The following is a 14,602-nucleotide window of genomic DNA, read 5'->3' as shown; positions in this document are numbered from 1 at the left end:
AGCACCCTCACGCCTGTCCGACCGGCTGTTCCCGCTGCTGCGCGGCGAGACGCTGGATCGCGTACTCGGTCACCGCCGCCAGCGACTGGCGCACCTCCATGGCGTTGCGCGCGTCGATGTCGACGATCGGCACGATCGGGCGAACCGACAGGGCCTCACGCAATTCGGCCACCGGGAAGCGGGGGGCGTCGGGGAATCTGTTGACCGCCACCAGGAACGGCAGGCCGCGGGCCTCGAAGAAGTCGACCGCCGCGAAGCTGTCCTCGATGCGCCGGGTGTCGACGAGCACCACCGCGCCGATGGCGCCGCGGATCAGGTCGTCCCACATGAACCAGAACCGGCGCTGACCCGGCGTGCCGAACAGGTACAGCGTCAGGTTGCCCGGCAGCATGATGCGACCGAAATCCATGGCGACCGTGGTCGTTTCCTTGCCGGGGGTGGCGGCGAGGTCGTCGATGCCATCGGAGAACCCGGTCACCATCGCCTCGGTCCGCAACGGCACGATCTCCGAGACGGCGCCGACGAAGGTGGTCTTGCCCGCACCGAAACCACCGGCGACGACGATCTTGGTCGAGGCGGTGCGGTTGTCCTGCGGCGCCGTGCCGCCGAACGGCGTGGGGTTATAGGGCGCGGAGTCCACGCAATGTCCTCTCCATCAGGGACAGGCGCTCGTCATAGCTCGCCTGGTCACTCAGGGTCCAATGCACACGCAACGTTCCAGCGACGACGAGATCTCCGATCACGACGCGCACCAGACCCAGCGGACGCTGAAGTTTGGCGGTGATCTCGGCGACCGACAGACGCGCGGTGCCCAGCCTGACGATATCGGTGCGGATATCGCCGACCGGCCATTCGAGATGGGCAGTGTAGGAGATGGTCTCGATGACCGCCTCCAGGGGAAGGTCGACCGCGGGTTCGGTCCGGCCCGAGGTCAACGCGTAGGGGCGGACTCGGGTAGGCGGAATACCCGGCCCCCCGCCGGATGGGGTGGACATTCCACTCTCAGACGGCACTACGCGCGGTCGCCTGGACCACCGAGCCGACCCGGTCGACGAGCAGCGCCATCTCGTAGCCGATGCGTCCGATGTCGTGGGTCTTGTTGGCCAGCACCGCCAGGTGCGAACCATTGCCGACGGTCATCACCAGCAGATACCCGCGCTGCATGTCCACGATGGACTGCATCACCTTGCCGCCGTTGAACAGCTGGGCGGCGCCCGCGGACAGGCTGGCCAGGCCGGCGGTCACCGCGGACAGCTGCTCGGCGCGGTCGGCGGGCAGATGCGGGCTGGTGGCCTGGAGCAACCCGTCGGCGGAAACCAGCACCGCGTGGGTGACCCCGGGCACGTCCCTGGTGAAGCGGGTGACCAGCCAGTTCAGGTTCTCGTCCGTTGTGGTGCTTGGTTTCTCGGTCACTCGAGCCCTCCGTCGTTGTACTGGGCGTCGGCCCGCCCACTGCGGACCCCGCTGAGATGCCTGGTCAAACTGTTGCGGATCTCTTCCGGATCGCGCGCGTTCGATTCGTTGGCCGGTGCGAGACCGCCCGGCACCAGTTGGGCGCCGGGGCGGCGGATCGGCAGACCACCGTTGGTCCGGCCGGACACCGTGGGCTTGCTGGCTTCGGCCGCGGCCGCCCAGCCGGTGTCGCCCGGCGCGGACCACTCGCCGCCGCCCGCACTGTTGTCCTTGTCGTCCTCGCCCTCCGAGCCCGAGGACGCGGGCTCCACCAGCCACTCCGACACCATCCGCTGGTAGATCGGCGTCGGTGACTCGGTGGTGACCGGACGCAATCCGGTCGAGGTGGTCTGTGCGGCCGTGCTCTGCGGGGCGGCCGCCTGCTGGCCGGCCGGTTCGCGCCGGGGGATCGGGACCTGCTGCGGAACCGGGTCACCGGGGACATAGACGTCGGTGACGTACGGATCGCCCTGGTAGCCCTCGAAGGAACGCGCCGGCGAACTGGAGTAGACCTCCGTCGGATGCGAGTCGGCGGCGCCGCGCGATCCGGCGCCGGAGGACTGCGCGCCGCTCGCGGCGGGCTCGTAGGTCTCGGTCGGGTAGGACGGCGAGGAGTACGCCTCGGAGGAATAGGTACCCGAGGAATAGGTCTCCGAGGAGTAGGAGTCCTGGGCGAGCGACTCCGCGGGGAACGAATCGGGGGCGGGGGTGTCCGCGTAGTTCTCCGGCTCGGCCCACACGTCGACCTTCGGCGACTCCCCGGTGAACGCGGGCCGGTCTGCGCCGCGATCGGGTGCGGGTGCGACCCGGATGGCCGGTCGGCGCTGCGGCAGGCCGTTGCCGGTGCCGCCGTTGGTGCCGTGCGAACCCGGTTCCGGCGCGGAACCGAGATCGGCCGAGGCCGGGCTGGGCACCGGCTGCAGGATCCGCGGCGGCGGCGCGCCGGGCAGTTCGAAGGAGGAGGTCTGCTCGGGCTTCGACGGAGTCGGGGAGAGCAGTTCCTTCGGGTGCTTGTCGTTCGGCGGCAGCGCGGTCACCAGCGACCCGGGCAGGTGCACGCTGGCGGTGATGCCAGGCTGCTGGGTCATCGCCGACGTGCGGCGCAGGTTCACGGTGATGTTGTGGCGCTTGGCCAGGCGGCCGACCACGAACAGACCCATGCGGCGCGCGGTTTCGACCGTGACCTCACCACCGGAGGCCAGATGGCTGTTGACGGTCTGCAGGTCCTCGGCCGACATGCCGAGGCCGCGGTCCATGATCTCGATCAGGTAGCCGCCGTCGACCGAGCGGGCCACCGACACCGCCACCGAGGTGGTCGGCGGGGAGTAGCGCAGCGCGTTGTCGATCAGCTCGGCGAGCAGGTGCTCGATGTCGACGGCGGGCTCGCCGGGCACCACACCGTCGGGAGCGGCGCCGATCTCGACGCGCTGATAGTCCTCGACCTGGGAGACCGCGCTCCAGAGCATGTCCGACAGCGGCACCGGCGGCAGGTGGCCGCGGCGCAGCGCGGTGCCGGCCAGCACGAGCAGGTTGTCGCCGTTGCGGCGCATGCGGGTGGCGAGGTGGTCGAGGCGGAACAGGCTCTGCAGGCGGCCGGAATCGTCCTCGTCGTGCTCGAGTTCCTCGATCAGCGAGAGTTGCTGTTCGACGAGGGACTGGCTGCGCCGCGAGAGGGTCTCGAACATGCTGCCGATCTGCAGGCGCAGGCGGGCCTGTTCGGCGGCCAGGTGGAGCGCGGCGCCGTGGATGTCGTCGACGGCCCGGGCCAGCTGGCCGATCTCTTCTGTGGTGTGCACCTCGACGCGCGTCGGTTCCGGGGTGGCGCCGCCGGAGCGCACCACCTCGAGCTCGTTGGGCAGGTCGACGTGGGCGACCTGCAGTGCGCCGTGGCGCAGGCGGCGGATCGGGAGCACCAGCGAGCGGGCGACCGCGAGCGCGAGCGCGAGGCCGGCCAGCAGGGTCGTGACCACGATCGCGATATCGCGCAGCACCACGCCGCGCAGTTCGGCGGTCCGGTCGGCCAGCTTGCGGTCGATGATGTCGAGCAGCGAGGAGGTGGCCTCGTTGTACTCGTCGGCATTGGAGCGCAGCGAGTCGAAGATGACCGGGTTGCTCGACAGGCTGCCGGTGTTCTGCGCCATCGTGCCGATACGGGTCTGCACCGCTTCGACGAGGGTGCCCGCGTTGGCCGCGGTCTCCGGGCTCAGCTGCGCGTAGACGTTGATGAGCACGATCTCCGCGCCCAGCGTGGTGAGGATGTTGGCGCGCATGGCCGGATTGGCCGCGGCGTCGGCGGTGGCCACCATCAGGTGTTCCTGGGTCAGCAGGCGCCGCGCGTTGGCGATCAGGCCCAGCTGCAGGAAGTAGCGCTGAATGGTGATCTCCTCGATGGAGGAGGACACCGAGGTGGCCGCGATGATGCGGTTGTCGACCTCGCCGACCTGCTCGGCGATCGTCACCGGCGAGCTGCCGCGCAGGCCGTTGCGCATCACCCGGCCCGCGGCGATCGCCGCGTTGAGCTCCTCGACCACGTTCTCGGCGTCGACCGAGCGCATGGCCGTCTCGAGGTCGGCGGCGGCCTGGTCGAACTCGGCCGCGGCGGCGTCGGTGGCCGGATCGGGATTGCTCGCCGGGTCGGCGGTGATCGCGGTGATCGCCAACTGCTCTGCGGACGAACCGTATTCGAGCATCGGCCGCAGGAGCTGCGCCTGCCCGGTCGCGGCGTCGAGCTGGGAGATCAGGCTCAGCTCATCGTTGATCCGCAGCGCCGCGAAGGTCGACGCCAGCACCACGGGGAGCAGGAGCACGATCCCGACCTTGCGGGTGACTGGCCAGTTCGACAAGCTGAATTGCCGGGAACGCGGTGCTGCATCCATCCGCTTCCGTCGCCTCCACTCCGCGCGGGTTCCCCGGGAAGGTTAGCGGCTGTTCAACATAAGTCTCGGAACCAACCCGTGAACCAACCCGTTGAGAACCAACTCGAGGTCTTGTTTTTACCGCAGGGAACATACCGTGCCTGACTTGTAACGGCAATCCGGGGCATGCGGCTCGATTATTCTCTAATATGCCCGCCGCTAACGGCTTTCGCAGCGAAACGGACAGACCTCCGGCGAGGCGCGGCCGGATCGCGGGAAAGGTGCTGGTCACCCGTCCGAGTCGGCGTGTCGCCGACGGGACCGGCTCTGCGGCGTGTCGCACGGACCCTCTCAGTCGGCTCTCAGTCGCTGCGGTCAGACTGGTCGCATGCGGATTCTGGTAGTCGACGACGATCGCGCCGTCCGGGAATCGCTGCGCCGGTCGTTGACCTTCAACGGCTACACCGTGGATCTCGCCGTGGACGGGATCGACGCCCTGGAGAAAGCCTCGGCGCAGCGCCCCGACGCGCTGGTGCTGGACGTGATGATGCCCCGCCTGGACGGACTGGAAGTTTGCCGGAGATTGCGCAGTACCGGAGACGATCTTCCGATTCTGGTTTTGACAGCGCGGGATTCGGTGTCCGAAAGGGTAGCGGGGCTCGACGCGGGCGCCGATGATTATCTGCCCAAGCCTTTCGCGCTCGAGGAATTGCTGGCCCGTTTGCGCGCGTTGCTGCGCCGCCGTGCCGCAGATCCCGGGGAGATCTCGGAGGCAATGCACTTCGCCGATCTCTCCCTGGATCCGGTGACCCGCGAAGTCTCCCGGGGAGACCGCTCGATCAGCCTCACCCGCACCGAGTTCTCCTTGCTGGAGATGCTCATGGCCAACCCACGCCGGGTGCTCACCCGCAGCCGCATCCTCGAGGAGGTGTGGGGCTACGACTTCCCGACCTCGGGCAACGCGCTCGAGGTCTACATCGGCTACCTGCGCCGCAAGACCGAGGCCGAGGGCGAGGCGCGGCTGATCCACACCGTGCGCGGGGTCGGCTACGTGCTGCGCGAGACGCCACCGTAGGCCGCCGCGATCATGGCACGCAGCAATCCCAGACGTCCCGCGCTCGCCCCTGTCGGCCTGCCGGTTCCCGAGCCCGCCGCCATGCGACCGCCGATGCCGCTGACGAGTTCGGTCTCGCTGCGCTGGCGGGTCACCCTGCTGGCCGCCTCGGTGGTGGCCATCGCGGTGGCGGTCACCTCGATCGCCGCCTACGCGATGGTGGCGCGCGCGCTCTACGCCGATGTGGACGAGGCCCTGCGGGCGCGCGCGGCCACCATGATCGACAACAACTTCGAGAGCCTCGGCTTCCAGTCGATCATCCTGGCCGGGCTGTACTCCAACGATGTCGGCGTCGCGCTGATCTTCGCCGACCACAAGCCCTACATGCCGCCGCAACAGACCATCCCGCCGGTGGGCGAGCAGGAGCTGGCGGTGGCCGACGGCGAGCTGGCCACCTCGCTGCGGACGGTCAGCAATCAGCGGGTGCTCGCGGTGCATACCAATTCCGGGGCCACGCTGGTGATCTCCCAGCGCCTCGAACCGACCAGGGAGGTGCTCGACCGGCTGGCCTGGCTGTTGTTCGTGGTGGGCGGGTGCGGGGTCGTGCTCGCCGCCGCGGCGGGCACCGCGGTCGGCCGGACCGGGTTGCGGCCCATCGCCCGGCTGACGGCCGCCACCGAGCGCATCGCCCGCACCGACGACCTCACGCCGATCCCGGTCAGCGGGGACGACGAATTGGCCCGGCTGACCGAGAGTTTCAACACCATGCTGCGCGCCCTCGCCGAATCCCGGGATCGCCAGCGCAGACTCGTCGCCGACGCGGGCCACGAACTGCGCACGCCGCTGACGTCGTTGCGCACCAATATGGAACTGCTCATCGCCGCGGGCCGCCCCGACGCGCCGACGTTGCCCGAGCAGGACATGGCCGACCTGCGCGCCGACGTGATCGCCCAGATCGAGGAGCTGTCCACCCTGGTCGGGGACCTGGTCGACCTGGCCCGCGAGGACGCCCCGGAAACGGTCTACGACCGCGTGGATCTCGGGGAGGTGACCGAGCGGGCGCTGGAACGGGCCAGGCGTCGTCGCGCGGATGTGGAGTTCGTCGCCGAACTGCGCCCGTGGTTCGTCTACGGCCACGATTCCGCGCTCGAGCGCGCCATTCTCAATGTGCTGGACAACGCCGCCAAGTGGAGTCCAGCGGGGGAGCAGGTGCGGGTGAGCATGCGCGAGACCGGGCGCGGGCTGCTCGAGCTGAATGTCGACGACGCGGGGCCGGGCATCGCGCCGGAGGAGAGGGAGCTGGTGTTCGAGCGGTTCTACCGCACCACCGCCTCGCGCTCGATGCCCGGTTCCGGGCTGGGGTTGGCCATCGTCAAGCAGGTGGTCACCAAGCACGGCGGCACCATCACCATCGAGAACTCCGAGCGCGGCGGCGTGTCCATCCGGATCGTGCTGCCCGGCGAGGCTGGTACGCCGGCCGGCCAAGCGGGCCGGCCGGAATGACACCGACGATTGCATGGAACCGGACAGGATGGTCACTCTCGGAGAACTGCAAGCACGGTCTCAGTTCGCTCTAAGCCGTCGCGGCCAGTCTCGAGGGTGGACGTCTCGAGGGTGGACGTGAGGAGAAACGAGTACGCCATGACGGAGGATTTCCAGGCCGGGGGTTCCCAGCCTGCCCACCAGCCCGACCCGACCGCGCAGCCGCATCAGGCCGCGAGCCCGGGCTCGACCGACTATCCGGGAGCGACCGGGCACCCGGGCGCACAGCCCGGTTCCGGAGCCGCGTCCCATCCCGGACAGGGAGGCTTTCCCGGTCAGGGATACGGGCACTATCCGACGCAGCCGTTCGCCGGCCCGGCCCAGGGGGTGCCCGGCCCGGCCGCTCATCCCGCGCCACCGGTCCAGCAGCGCCCGGCCCGCTCCGCCCGTGCCGGGCTGATCGCGGGTGCGGTGGCGCTGGCCCTGGTGAGCGGTGGCGTCGGCGGCGCGGTCGGCGTGGTGGTCACCCGCGACGACGGCCGGGCGGCGGTGACCAACGCGCTGGACGCGCCGCGGCCCGATGTCAGCACCGTGGCCAACGCGCCGGCCGGCTCGACCCAGGCGGTCGCGCAGAAGGTGCTGCCCAGCGTGGTGATGATCGAGGTGGCCAGCAACCGCGCCGAGGGTGAGGGCTCGGGGGTCGTACTGTCCTCCGACGGCCTGATCCTGACCAACAACCATGTCGCCTCCGGCGGTGGCACCGGCGCCAGCATCGTGGTGCGGTTCTCCGACGGCAGCAGCGCGCCCGCGCGCGTCATCGGCGCCGACCCGGTCTCCGATCTCGCGGTGATCAAGGTGGAGGGCCGCACCGACCTGACCCCGATCGAGATGGGCGCCTCGGCGAACCTGCAGGTGGGGCAGCCGGTGATCGCTGTCGGCTCCCCGCTCGGGCTGGCCGGCACGGTGACCACGGGCATCGTCTCGGCGCTCAACCGCCCGGTCTCCACCAGCGGCGAGGGCACCGACAATCCGAACGCGCCGCAGCCGGTCATCGACGCCGTCCAGACCGACGCCGCGATCAATCCCGGTAATTCCGGCGGCGCCCTGGTCGACTACGAGGGCAGGCTGATCGGCATCAACACCGCCATCGCCACGCTCGGTTCCGGCGGGCTCGGCGGCCAGCAGAGCGGTTCGATCGGCCTCGGCTTCGCCATCCCGGTCGATCAGGCGCGCCGGGTGGCCCAGGAGTTGATCGACACCGGACGGGCCACCTACGCCCAGATCGGCATCAAGCTGCGCCCACAGGACAACGTCGCTCTCGTGTTGGAGGCCACACCGGGTGGACCGGCGGCGCAAGCGGGTATACCCGCCGGTGTGGTCATCACCAAGCTCGATGATCGGACCATCGAATCGGGCGAGGCGCTGATCGCGGCCGTCCGTTCCAAGCAACCAGGAGACAAGGTGAAGGTCACCTATACCGACGACAAAGGCAACAACCCCACCACGGTCGAGGTGACCCTCACCGCCGCACCCAGTGAGGGCGTCCGATGACGGGCCCGCGCATCGGCCGGCTGCGGATGATCGCGGCCGACGGGCTGAGCCCGGAATTGTCCAGCGCCGCCGCCGACTTGCTCGGCCCAGACGCTACGGTGAGCACTATGGATATCGATGCTCCTGTGGCAGGTCGCGCACTCGTGGTTGTCGTCGACGATCGGACCGCCCACGGCGGCGTGGACTCGATCGGTCCGCTGGTCACCGAACTGCTCACCGAGGCCGGATTCCTGGTCGACGCCTCGGTGTCGGTGCAGGCCGACGAAGTGGAGATCCGCAACGCGCTCAACACCGCGGTCATCGGCGGCGTCGATCTGGTGGTTTCCGTCGGCGGCACCGGAATGTCCCCGCGCGATGTGACCCCCGAAGCCACCTCCCAGGTGCTCGATCGGGAACTGCCCGGAATCAGCGAGGCCCTGCGCGCCTCCGGCCGGGTCGCAGGCTCCCTGGACGCCGGCCTGTCCCGCGGCCTGGCCGGGATCTCCGGTTCGACACTGGTGGTGAACCTGCCCGGCACCCGCGCCGCGGTGCGCGACGCGATGGCGACGCTGACGCCGCTGGCAGGCAAGGTCATCGGCGAATTGTCCGGTCTGGCGGAATGACCGGGAAGCAATCCGACGACTCCCGCCCGGCGCGCCGCCGGGCGGGAGACGCCGCGCGTCTGGCGCGCATCTTCGGCGACACACTGCCCGACACCACCGCCGACGAGCGCGACGACGATCCGCGCGAGCGAATGGAGTCCGGCGACGACTGGCTACGCTCCCAGGTGCCTCCGCATCACGGTTGACGCGTCCCCGCGCCCGATCCTTCTTTCCCGTGATTTCTTCCCGTCGGGAACTCTTCGCCAATTCCGGTATAAAGCTGTGATCTATCTCATCGTCGCTGGTCGCGGACGCTGAGGTCGGCGCCTGCCCGCTCGGCGCCGAGTAACTATTCGTGCCCTCGCGCCCTTCTGCATGCTGCATTTATGCACGTCAAGCGATATCGGCATGCGACATGATGTGTTTCAAGTCACACGACCCGGGTTTATCTTCAACCGTTGCCGCCGCTTAACCCAGCGTTTAACCTTCCGCTCGGAACAACGCTCGAAAGATGCCGTATTCGCCACCGGGAGCACGTTTTCCCGGGGGTGAACGAGCGCTGGCCCAGGTTTCTCACCGGACCGAACCACGTAGCGCCGAAATAACAACCGGTTACGTACCGGCAACAAATAGGCGACAGACTGGGCTGGGCCTGTGAGGACCACTTGTCCACCTCGATGGTCGAGGTCGGACTGTTAGAACCTGATGAGGGGAAGAATGAGCGAGAACCGCATCAACGGTCTGCGTCACGGCGCCCGCGCCGTGGGCGTCGGCGCGGCGGCGGCCGTTGCCCTTGGCCTGTTTTCCACCGGCGCTGCCAACGCCGACACCTTCGTGCCGTTGCCGGACGGCGAGAAGGTGGGACCCGGCGTCACCATCACCCGCACCGGTGAGTCCGCCATCGTTTCGCCGTCGCTGGCTGCCAACGGCGCCGGCCGTGTGGTCTGGGTTTCCGGTAATGCCACCGCCGATGTCACCGTCACGCCGGAAGGCGAGGCGGGCCCGACCAACGGTCCGACCGGCGACTCGGGAACCAACAACTCCTCGACCCACGGTGTCTCGCAGCTGAACACGGGCTACATCGTCGGTTGCCAGGTCGCCATCGGCGACGACGCCATCGGCCTCGGCCTGTCGGGTTCCGTGACCCTCACCGACGGCGCCCTCGGCGGCTCCTTCGGGTTGGCCCTCGGCCCTGGCGAAGTCAAGTTCGTGCAGATCAACTACAAGAACATCACCGAGCCCGGCGTCTACTCGGTCGAGTACCAGGACGTCGAGATCGAGATTCAGGGTTGCGCGGGCTACGCCCAGGCGCGTGCGTACACGGTGGTCGAGATCATCGGCGACCACTACTCCAAGACCACGCTCTACGGCCAGCCGTTCAGCATCGGCTGATTCCCGCGCCTCCCAACCCATCTCACGAACAAGACCGAAACATCTTCTCGCGCAAGCGAGTAGACCCTCGAAGGGTATTGCACACATGATCAACCGTAAGAATGTGGCGCGGGTGGCCGGGGCCGGGGCCGCCGCGGCCATCGGCCTCGGCCTGCTGTCCACGGGTGCGGCCAATGCCGACACCTTTGTTCCTCTGCCCGGCGGCGAGATCGTCAAGACGCTGTCCGACGGCACTGTCGTGACCGTGCGTCTGGTCGGCGAATCCGCCACCATCAGCCCGTCTCTCGGCTCCACCCCGGTGCACCGCAATGCCTGGGTCTCCGGTAGCGCCCAGGTCGAGATCAGCGGCGGCGAGGACATCGGCGGCAAGATCAAGCCCGGTTATGTGGTCGGCTGCCAGGTCAACATCGCCGGTGGCGGCGTCGGCGGCGGCGTCGACGGCAGCGCGGACTGGAGCGGCGAGTCGGTCACCGGTGGCGTCGGTGCCTCCGGTGGTGGCGACCTCACGCTCGGCCCCGGCCAAGCGCAGTCGTTCTACATCCTCGACATCGAGGAAGCCGATGACTTCGGCAGCGAATCGCATGCCGCCCGCAACAAGTTCAAGGGCAACAGCGGCTCGGTCACCTGGGCCGACTCCACCATCGGCCTGTCGGGCTGCGGTGGCTACGCGCAGGCTCGCGCCTTCGTGAGCGTCGAGGTCGAGACCGCCAACGTCATCACCTCGGTGACCCTGTGGGGCCAGCCGTTCAGCATCGGCTGATCCGCACGAACCACTCGAACGGGCCCGTCACCGCAAGGTGGCGGGCCCGTTCGCTGTGCGCCGAATCCTCTGCGCGAGTTCAGAACTCGTGACGACCGCCGGCGCTCTTCTGGCCTTCGGCGAGCAGATCGCGGATCTGCATGAGCAGGTCGGTATCGCTGAGCGGTTCCGCCACGTCACCGCCCCGACGGTTCTTCATATGGATCGAGGGCAGGACCAACACGAAGTACAGAATGGCCGCGATGAGCAGGAAGTTGATCACAGCGGTGATGATCGGGCCGACCGCGATGAAAGTAGCCGGATTGTCGGCAACCAGGCGGAAACCGAGGCCGATTTCGTTGGCTTCACCGAATACCGCGAGCAGCGGATTGATGATTCCTTCGGTGAACGTCGTGACGATCGCCACGAAGGCGGTACCGATGACCACGGCAACTGCCAGGTCGACGACGTTTCCGCGGAGCAGGAAATCCTTGAAACCTTTGAGCATGCCGAGTTCTCCTCTTCGGGATGAATCCAACGGTCGCGCTCGGCGAATTCACTCTCCGCCGTATCGGGATCGTAGATCACATTCTTCGCAATCCATGGGCGAACTCGGCTTGTCAATGAAATACGACGGTAAGTGCGGTATGCAGCGAGGCCGCCGCGACCGCCACGGCGTGTTCGGCATCCATCGCCACCAATACCACCGGCCCGCTTCTTTCGCGCTCGCCGGATCCGGCTACGAGCACGACCGCGGCATCGGTGGCCAGCGTGCGCGCGCGTTCTTCGGCGCCGACCACATCCACCCGGTCTCCCGCGCGCAGAATGCCCGCGACCGCCGTGTCGGCCAGCCGGATCGGCACGATTCTCGACTCCGCGGCACCGGTGGCGACCTCGGCCAGTCGTGGGCCGACCACCCGCAGATCGGTGAACACCTCGCCGGTGCGCATCGCGGCGGTGAGGGTCGCGCCGAGCAGATCGCCGTGCTCGCGCACGGCGCCCGACGGCAGGGAACCCGCTTCGAACGGCGCCGAGGTGAGGTCGGCGGCGGTGAGGGAGGTGCCGGGCGGCAGATCACGGCTCGCCACGACGACCCGGACACGAGCGGAGTCCGGGTCGCCGCGCACCAGAAGGAAGGCCGCCGCGACGACGAGTGCGGCGGCCAGAACGCGACGGGCGAGGGTGGCGTCGGCCCACGACGGCCGGTTCCACCAGGCCGCGCGCAGTGCCGAGTCGTTGCCGAGATCGCTGAACAGGCGAGTCATGCGGCGACGCTATCGCCGCGAATCCGCCTCGCGCACCGGCGCAACCGCCGATTGTGGACAACTACGAGGCTGGGGACGGATCACCGGGCGGACCGCTCGGCAACCCGGGGCCGGGCCGGTCGGTTCAGGCGACCGAGGTGCTCGCCGAGCTCGACGCGGTGCTCGACGACGCGGTGCTCGACGCGGTGGAACTCGACGAGGACGAATCCGAGCTGCCGGACGACGAGCCGCTGTCGGACTTGGCGGAATCACCCGCGGGAACCGCGCCGCCCCGGCTGTCGGTGCGATAGAAGCCGCTGCCCTTGAAGACGATGCCGACCGAATTGAACAGCTTGCGCAGCTTTCCGGAGCACTGTTCGCATACCGTCAGGGCATCGTCGGAGAACGACTGAACGATGTCGAACCGGTTGTCACACTCGGTGCACGCATACGAGTAAGTTGGCACAGCATCCTCCGCGAGTTTCGTCGATCTAGCACTCTACCGCCGACAGTGCCAACGTCGCCAGTCGGTGTGTCATTCCCCGCATTCCGCACGGCCGAGCCGCACCGGCCCGCCACCGGGGGTGAGTACCCAGCCCACCCGCACATCGTGCGCCTCTTCGGGTAGTCGCGCCACGAACTCCTCGTCGCGCACCACCGCCACGAGCCTGGCGTTCGGCCGGGCGGCGCCGAGGGTGCGGTCGTAGTACCCGGCGCCGCGGCCGAGCCGGACTCCGCGCCGGTCCACCGCCAGCGCGGGTATCAGGATCAGCTCGGCTTCGGCGACCACCTCCGGGCCGAGCGCGGGCCCGGCCGGCTCGAGCAGCCCGTAGCGCGCGGGGCGCAGATCCCCGGCGCCGGTGTACTCGCCCCAGGCCAGCGCACCCGGCGCGCCGGTCAAGGGCAGCAGCACGCGTGCGCCGCCCGCGCGCAGCTCGTCCAGCATGGCCGTGGAACCGGGTTCGCCGCGGACCGGCACGTACGCGCAGGTGACGCCCGAACCATCGAGTTCGCGCACCGCCGAGGCCAAGGCCTCGGCCTCGGCCTCGTGCCGCATCGGGTCCAGGTTCGCGCGGCTGGCGAGAATTTCTGCACGCCATGTCTGTTTGTCGCGCTGACGGGGCATCCCCATGGGGATCACCTTAAGCTCAGCCGCAGCCGCAACGTCGCGACGACGTTCAACGGCGGTGTCATGGATGGATAGGGTATGCGTATGACAGCAAAGGCCGGACAGTCCGCGCAGGGCGCGCCGCACGGGGCGGCGTCGTGCTTCCGCACGGCCGTCGTGCCGGCGGCAGGGCTGGGAACCCGGTTCCTGCCCGCGACGAAGACGGTGCCCAAGGAGCTGCTGCCGGTGGTCGACACCCCCGGCATCGAACTGGTCGCCTCCGAGGCCGCCGATTCCGGCGCCCAGCGCCTGGTGATCGTCACTTCGCCGGGCAAGGACGGCGTGGTCGCGCACTTCGTCGAGGATCTCGTGCTCGAGGGCACGCTGGCCGAGCGCGGCAAGTTCCACCTGTTGGAAAAGGTGCGCAAGGCGCCCGCACTGCTCGATGTCACCTCGGTGGTCCAGGAGGAGCCGCTCGGGCTCGGGCATGCCGTGGCGCAGGCCGAGAAGGTGCTCGACGACGACGAGGACGCCATCGCCGTACTCCTGCCGGACGACCTGGTGCTGCCCTGCGGTGTGCTCGACGTGATGAGCCGGGTGCGGCGCAAGCGTGGCGGCACCGTGCTGTGCGCGATCGACGTGCCCAAGGACCAGGTCAGCGCCTACGGCGTCTTCGATGTCGCCCCGGTACCCGATGCCGTCAACCCGAATGTGCTGCGGGTCAAGGGCATGGTGGAGAAGCCCGAACTGGCCGACGCGCCCTCGACCTACGCGGCCGCCGGCCGGTACCTGCTCGACCGGGCGATCTTCGACGCGCTGCGGCGCATCGAGCCCGGCGCCGGTGGTGAGCTGCAACTCACCGACGCCATCGCGTTGCTGATCGCGGAGGGACATCCGGTGCATGTGGTCGTCCACCGTGGGTCGCGCCACGATTTGGGCAACCCGGGCGGTTATCTTCGAGCAGCGGTGGATTTCGCCCTCGAACGGGAGGAATACGGCCCCGCCCTCCGGGAGTGGCTGCATCATCGGCTCAGTGCGGACTGGGATCCGCAACTGACGACCGACGAGTAGGCCGCGCCTGGCGCGCCTGCGGTCGGGTACCACAATGTGCAGGGCGATCACGGCCGGTCCGGAAGGGCGACCG

The 14,602-nt window shown here is 69.0% G+C and carries 16 protein-coding genes; 8 read left to right on the top strand and 8 right to left on the bottom strand.

Going from position 1 to position 14,602, the window contains the following annotated elements; translation table 11 throughout:
- Positions 1–7: 7 nt before the first annotated feature.
- The 4 genes from ON26_RS22975 to ON26_RS22960 are packed head-to-tail and all read right to left on the bottom strand — an operon-like array spanning position 8 to position 4,259.
- Entirely contained in the window at positions 8–640 is a 633-nt protein-coding gene (locus tag ON26_RS22975; protein WP_174375436.1) for a GTP-binding protein, read from the bottom strand.
- Positions 621–995 (bottom strand): DUF742 domain-containing protein, encoded by a 375-nt coding sequence (locus ON26_RS22970; RefSeq protein ID WP_051027397.1) that lies wholly within the window; start codon positions 993–995, stop codon positions 621–623. The genes ON26_RS22975 and ON26_RS22970 overlap by 20 nt, the downstream gene beginning before the upstream one ends.
- 7 nt (positions 996–1,002) lie before the next feature.
- Positions 1,003–1,413 carry a roadblock/LC7 domain-containing protein gene (locus ON26_RS22965; protein ID WP_040798443.1) on the bottom strand — a complete coding sequence of 137 codons (411 nt, stop codon included), beginning with the start codon at positions 1,411–1,413 and terminating at the stop codon, positions 1,003–1,005.
- Positions 1,410–4,259, bottom strand: coding sequence for a sensor histidine kinase (locus ON26_RS22960; RefSeq protein WP_245545989.1), 2,850 nt, complete (start codon positions 4,257–4,259; stop codon positions 1,410–1,412). The genes ON26_RS22965 and ON26_RS22960 overlap by 4 nt, the downstream gene beginning before the upstream one ends.
- 436 nt (positions 4,260–4,695) lie before the next feature.
- Between ON26_RS22960 and ON26_RS22955 the strand changes: the two genes are divergently transcribed.
- The 7 genes from ON26_RS22955 (at position 4,696) to ON26_RS22925 (ending at position 11,127) form a co-directional block, all read left to right on the top strand.
- Entirely contained in the window at positions 4,696–5,382 is a 687-nt protein-coding gene (locus tag ON26_RS22955) for a response regulator transcription factor (RefSeq protein ID WP_040798438.1), read from the top strand.
- Between the two features lie 12 nt (positions 5,383–5,394).
- Positions 5,395–6,864, top strand: coding sequence for a HAMP domain-containing sensor histidine kinase (locus ON26_RS22950; protein WP_040798435.1), 1,470 nt, complete (start codon positions 5,395–5,397; stop codon positions 6,862–6,864).
- Between the two features lie 138 nt (positions 6,865–7,002).
- Positions 7,003–8,394, top strand: a complete 1,392-nt coding sequence (locus ON26_RS22945; RefSeq protein ID WP_040798433.1) for a S1C family serine protease — start codon at positions 7,003–7,005, stop codon at positions 8,392–8,394.
- Positions 8,395–8,501: 107 nt separating this feature from the next.
- Positions 8,502–8,996, top strand: coding sequence for a MogA/MoaB family molybdenum cofactor biosynthesis protein (locus ON26_RS22940; protein WP_218000622.1), 495 nt, complete (start codon positions 8,502–8,504; stop codon positions 8,994–8,996).
- Positions 8,993–9,181, top strand: a complete 189-nt coding sequence (locus ON26_RS22935; RefSeq protein WP_040798431.1) for a hypothetical protein — start codon at positions 8,993–8,995, stop codon at positions 9,179–9,181. The genes ON26_RS22940 and ON26_RS22935 overlap by 4 nt, the downstream gene beginning before the upstream one ends.
- 511 nt (positions 9,182–9,692) lie before the next feature.
- Positions 9,693–10,367, top strand: coding sequence for an MspA family porin (locus ON26_RS22930; protein WP_040798430.1), 675 nt, complete (start codon positions 9,693–9,695; stop codon positions 10,365–10,367).
- An 85-nt stretch (positions 10,368–10,452) separates the two neighbouring features.
- Positions 10,453–11,127 (top strand): MspA family porin, encoded by a 675-nt coding sequence (locus ON26_RS22925; RefSeq protein ID WP_040798429.1) that lies wholly within the window; start codon positions 10,453–10,455, stop codon positions 11,125–11,127.
- Between the two features lie 79 nt (positions 11,128–11,206).
- Here the strand turns inward: ON26_RS22925 and mscL are convergent, their stop codons facing one another.
- The 4 genes from mscL to ON26_RS22905 form a co-directional block, all read right to left on the bottom strand.
- Positions 11,207–11,614, bottom strand: a complete 408-nt coding sequence (gene mscL / locus ON26_RS22920) for a large conductance mechanosensitive channel protein MscL (protein ID WP_040798427.1) — start codon at positions 11,612–11,614, stop codon at positions 11,207–11,209.
- A 112-nt stretch (positions 11,615–11,726) separates the two neighbouring features.
- Positions 11,727–12,371, bottom strand: coding sequence for an SAF domain-containing protein (locus ON26_RS22915; RefSeq protein ID WP_040798425.1), 645 nt, complete (start codon positions 12,369–12,371; stop codon positions 11,727–11,729).
- A gap of 124 nt (positions 12,372–12,495) precedes the next feature.
- A complete protein-coding gene (locus tag ON26_RS32530; protein ID WP_083884303.1) occupies positions 12,496–12,816 on the bottom strand; it encodes an FmdB family zinc ribbon protein in 321 nt (106 codons plus the stop codon).
- Between the two features lie 69 nt (positions 12,817–12,885).
- Complete coding sequence (locus ON26_RS22905) at positions 12,886–13,482, bottom strand: 5-formyltetrahydrofolate cyclo-ligase (protein WP_040798422.1); 597 nt, start codon at positions 13,480–13,482, stop codon at positions 12,886–12,888.
- Positions 13,483–13,563: 81 nt separating this feature from the next.
- Here ON26_RS22905 and ON26_RS22900 point away from each other — a divergent pair, with 81 nt between their 5' ends.
- Complete coding sequence (locus tag ON26_RS22900) at positions 13,564–14,529, top strand: UTP--glucose-1-phosphate uridylyltransferase (RefSeq protein ID WP_040798421.1); 966 nt, start codon at positions 13,564–13,566, stop codon at positions 14,527–14,529.
- Positions 14,530–14,602 lie beyond the last annotated feature (73 nt).

Source organism: Nocardia higoensis NBRC 100133, assembly GCF_000308595.1.
GTDB lineage: Bacteria > Actinomycetota > Actinomycetes > Mycobacteriales > Mycobacteriaceae > Nocardia > Nocardia higoensis.
This window is presented reverse-complemented; position numbering and strand designations above follow the sequence as displayed.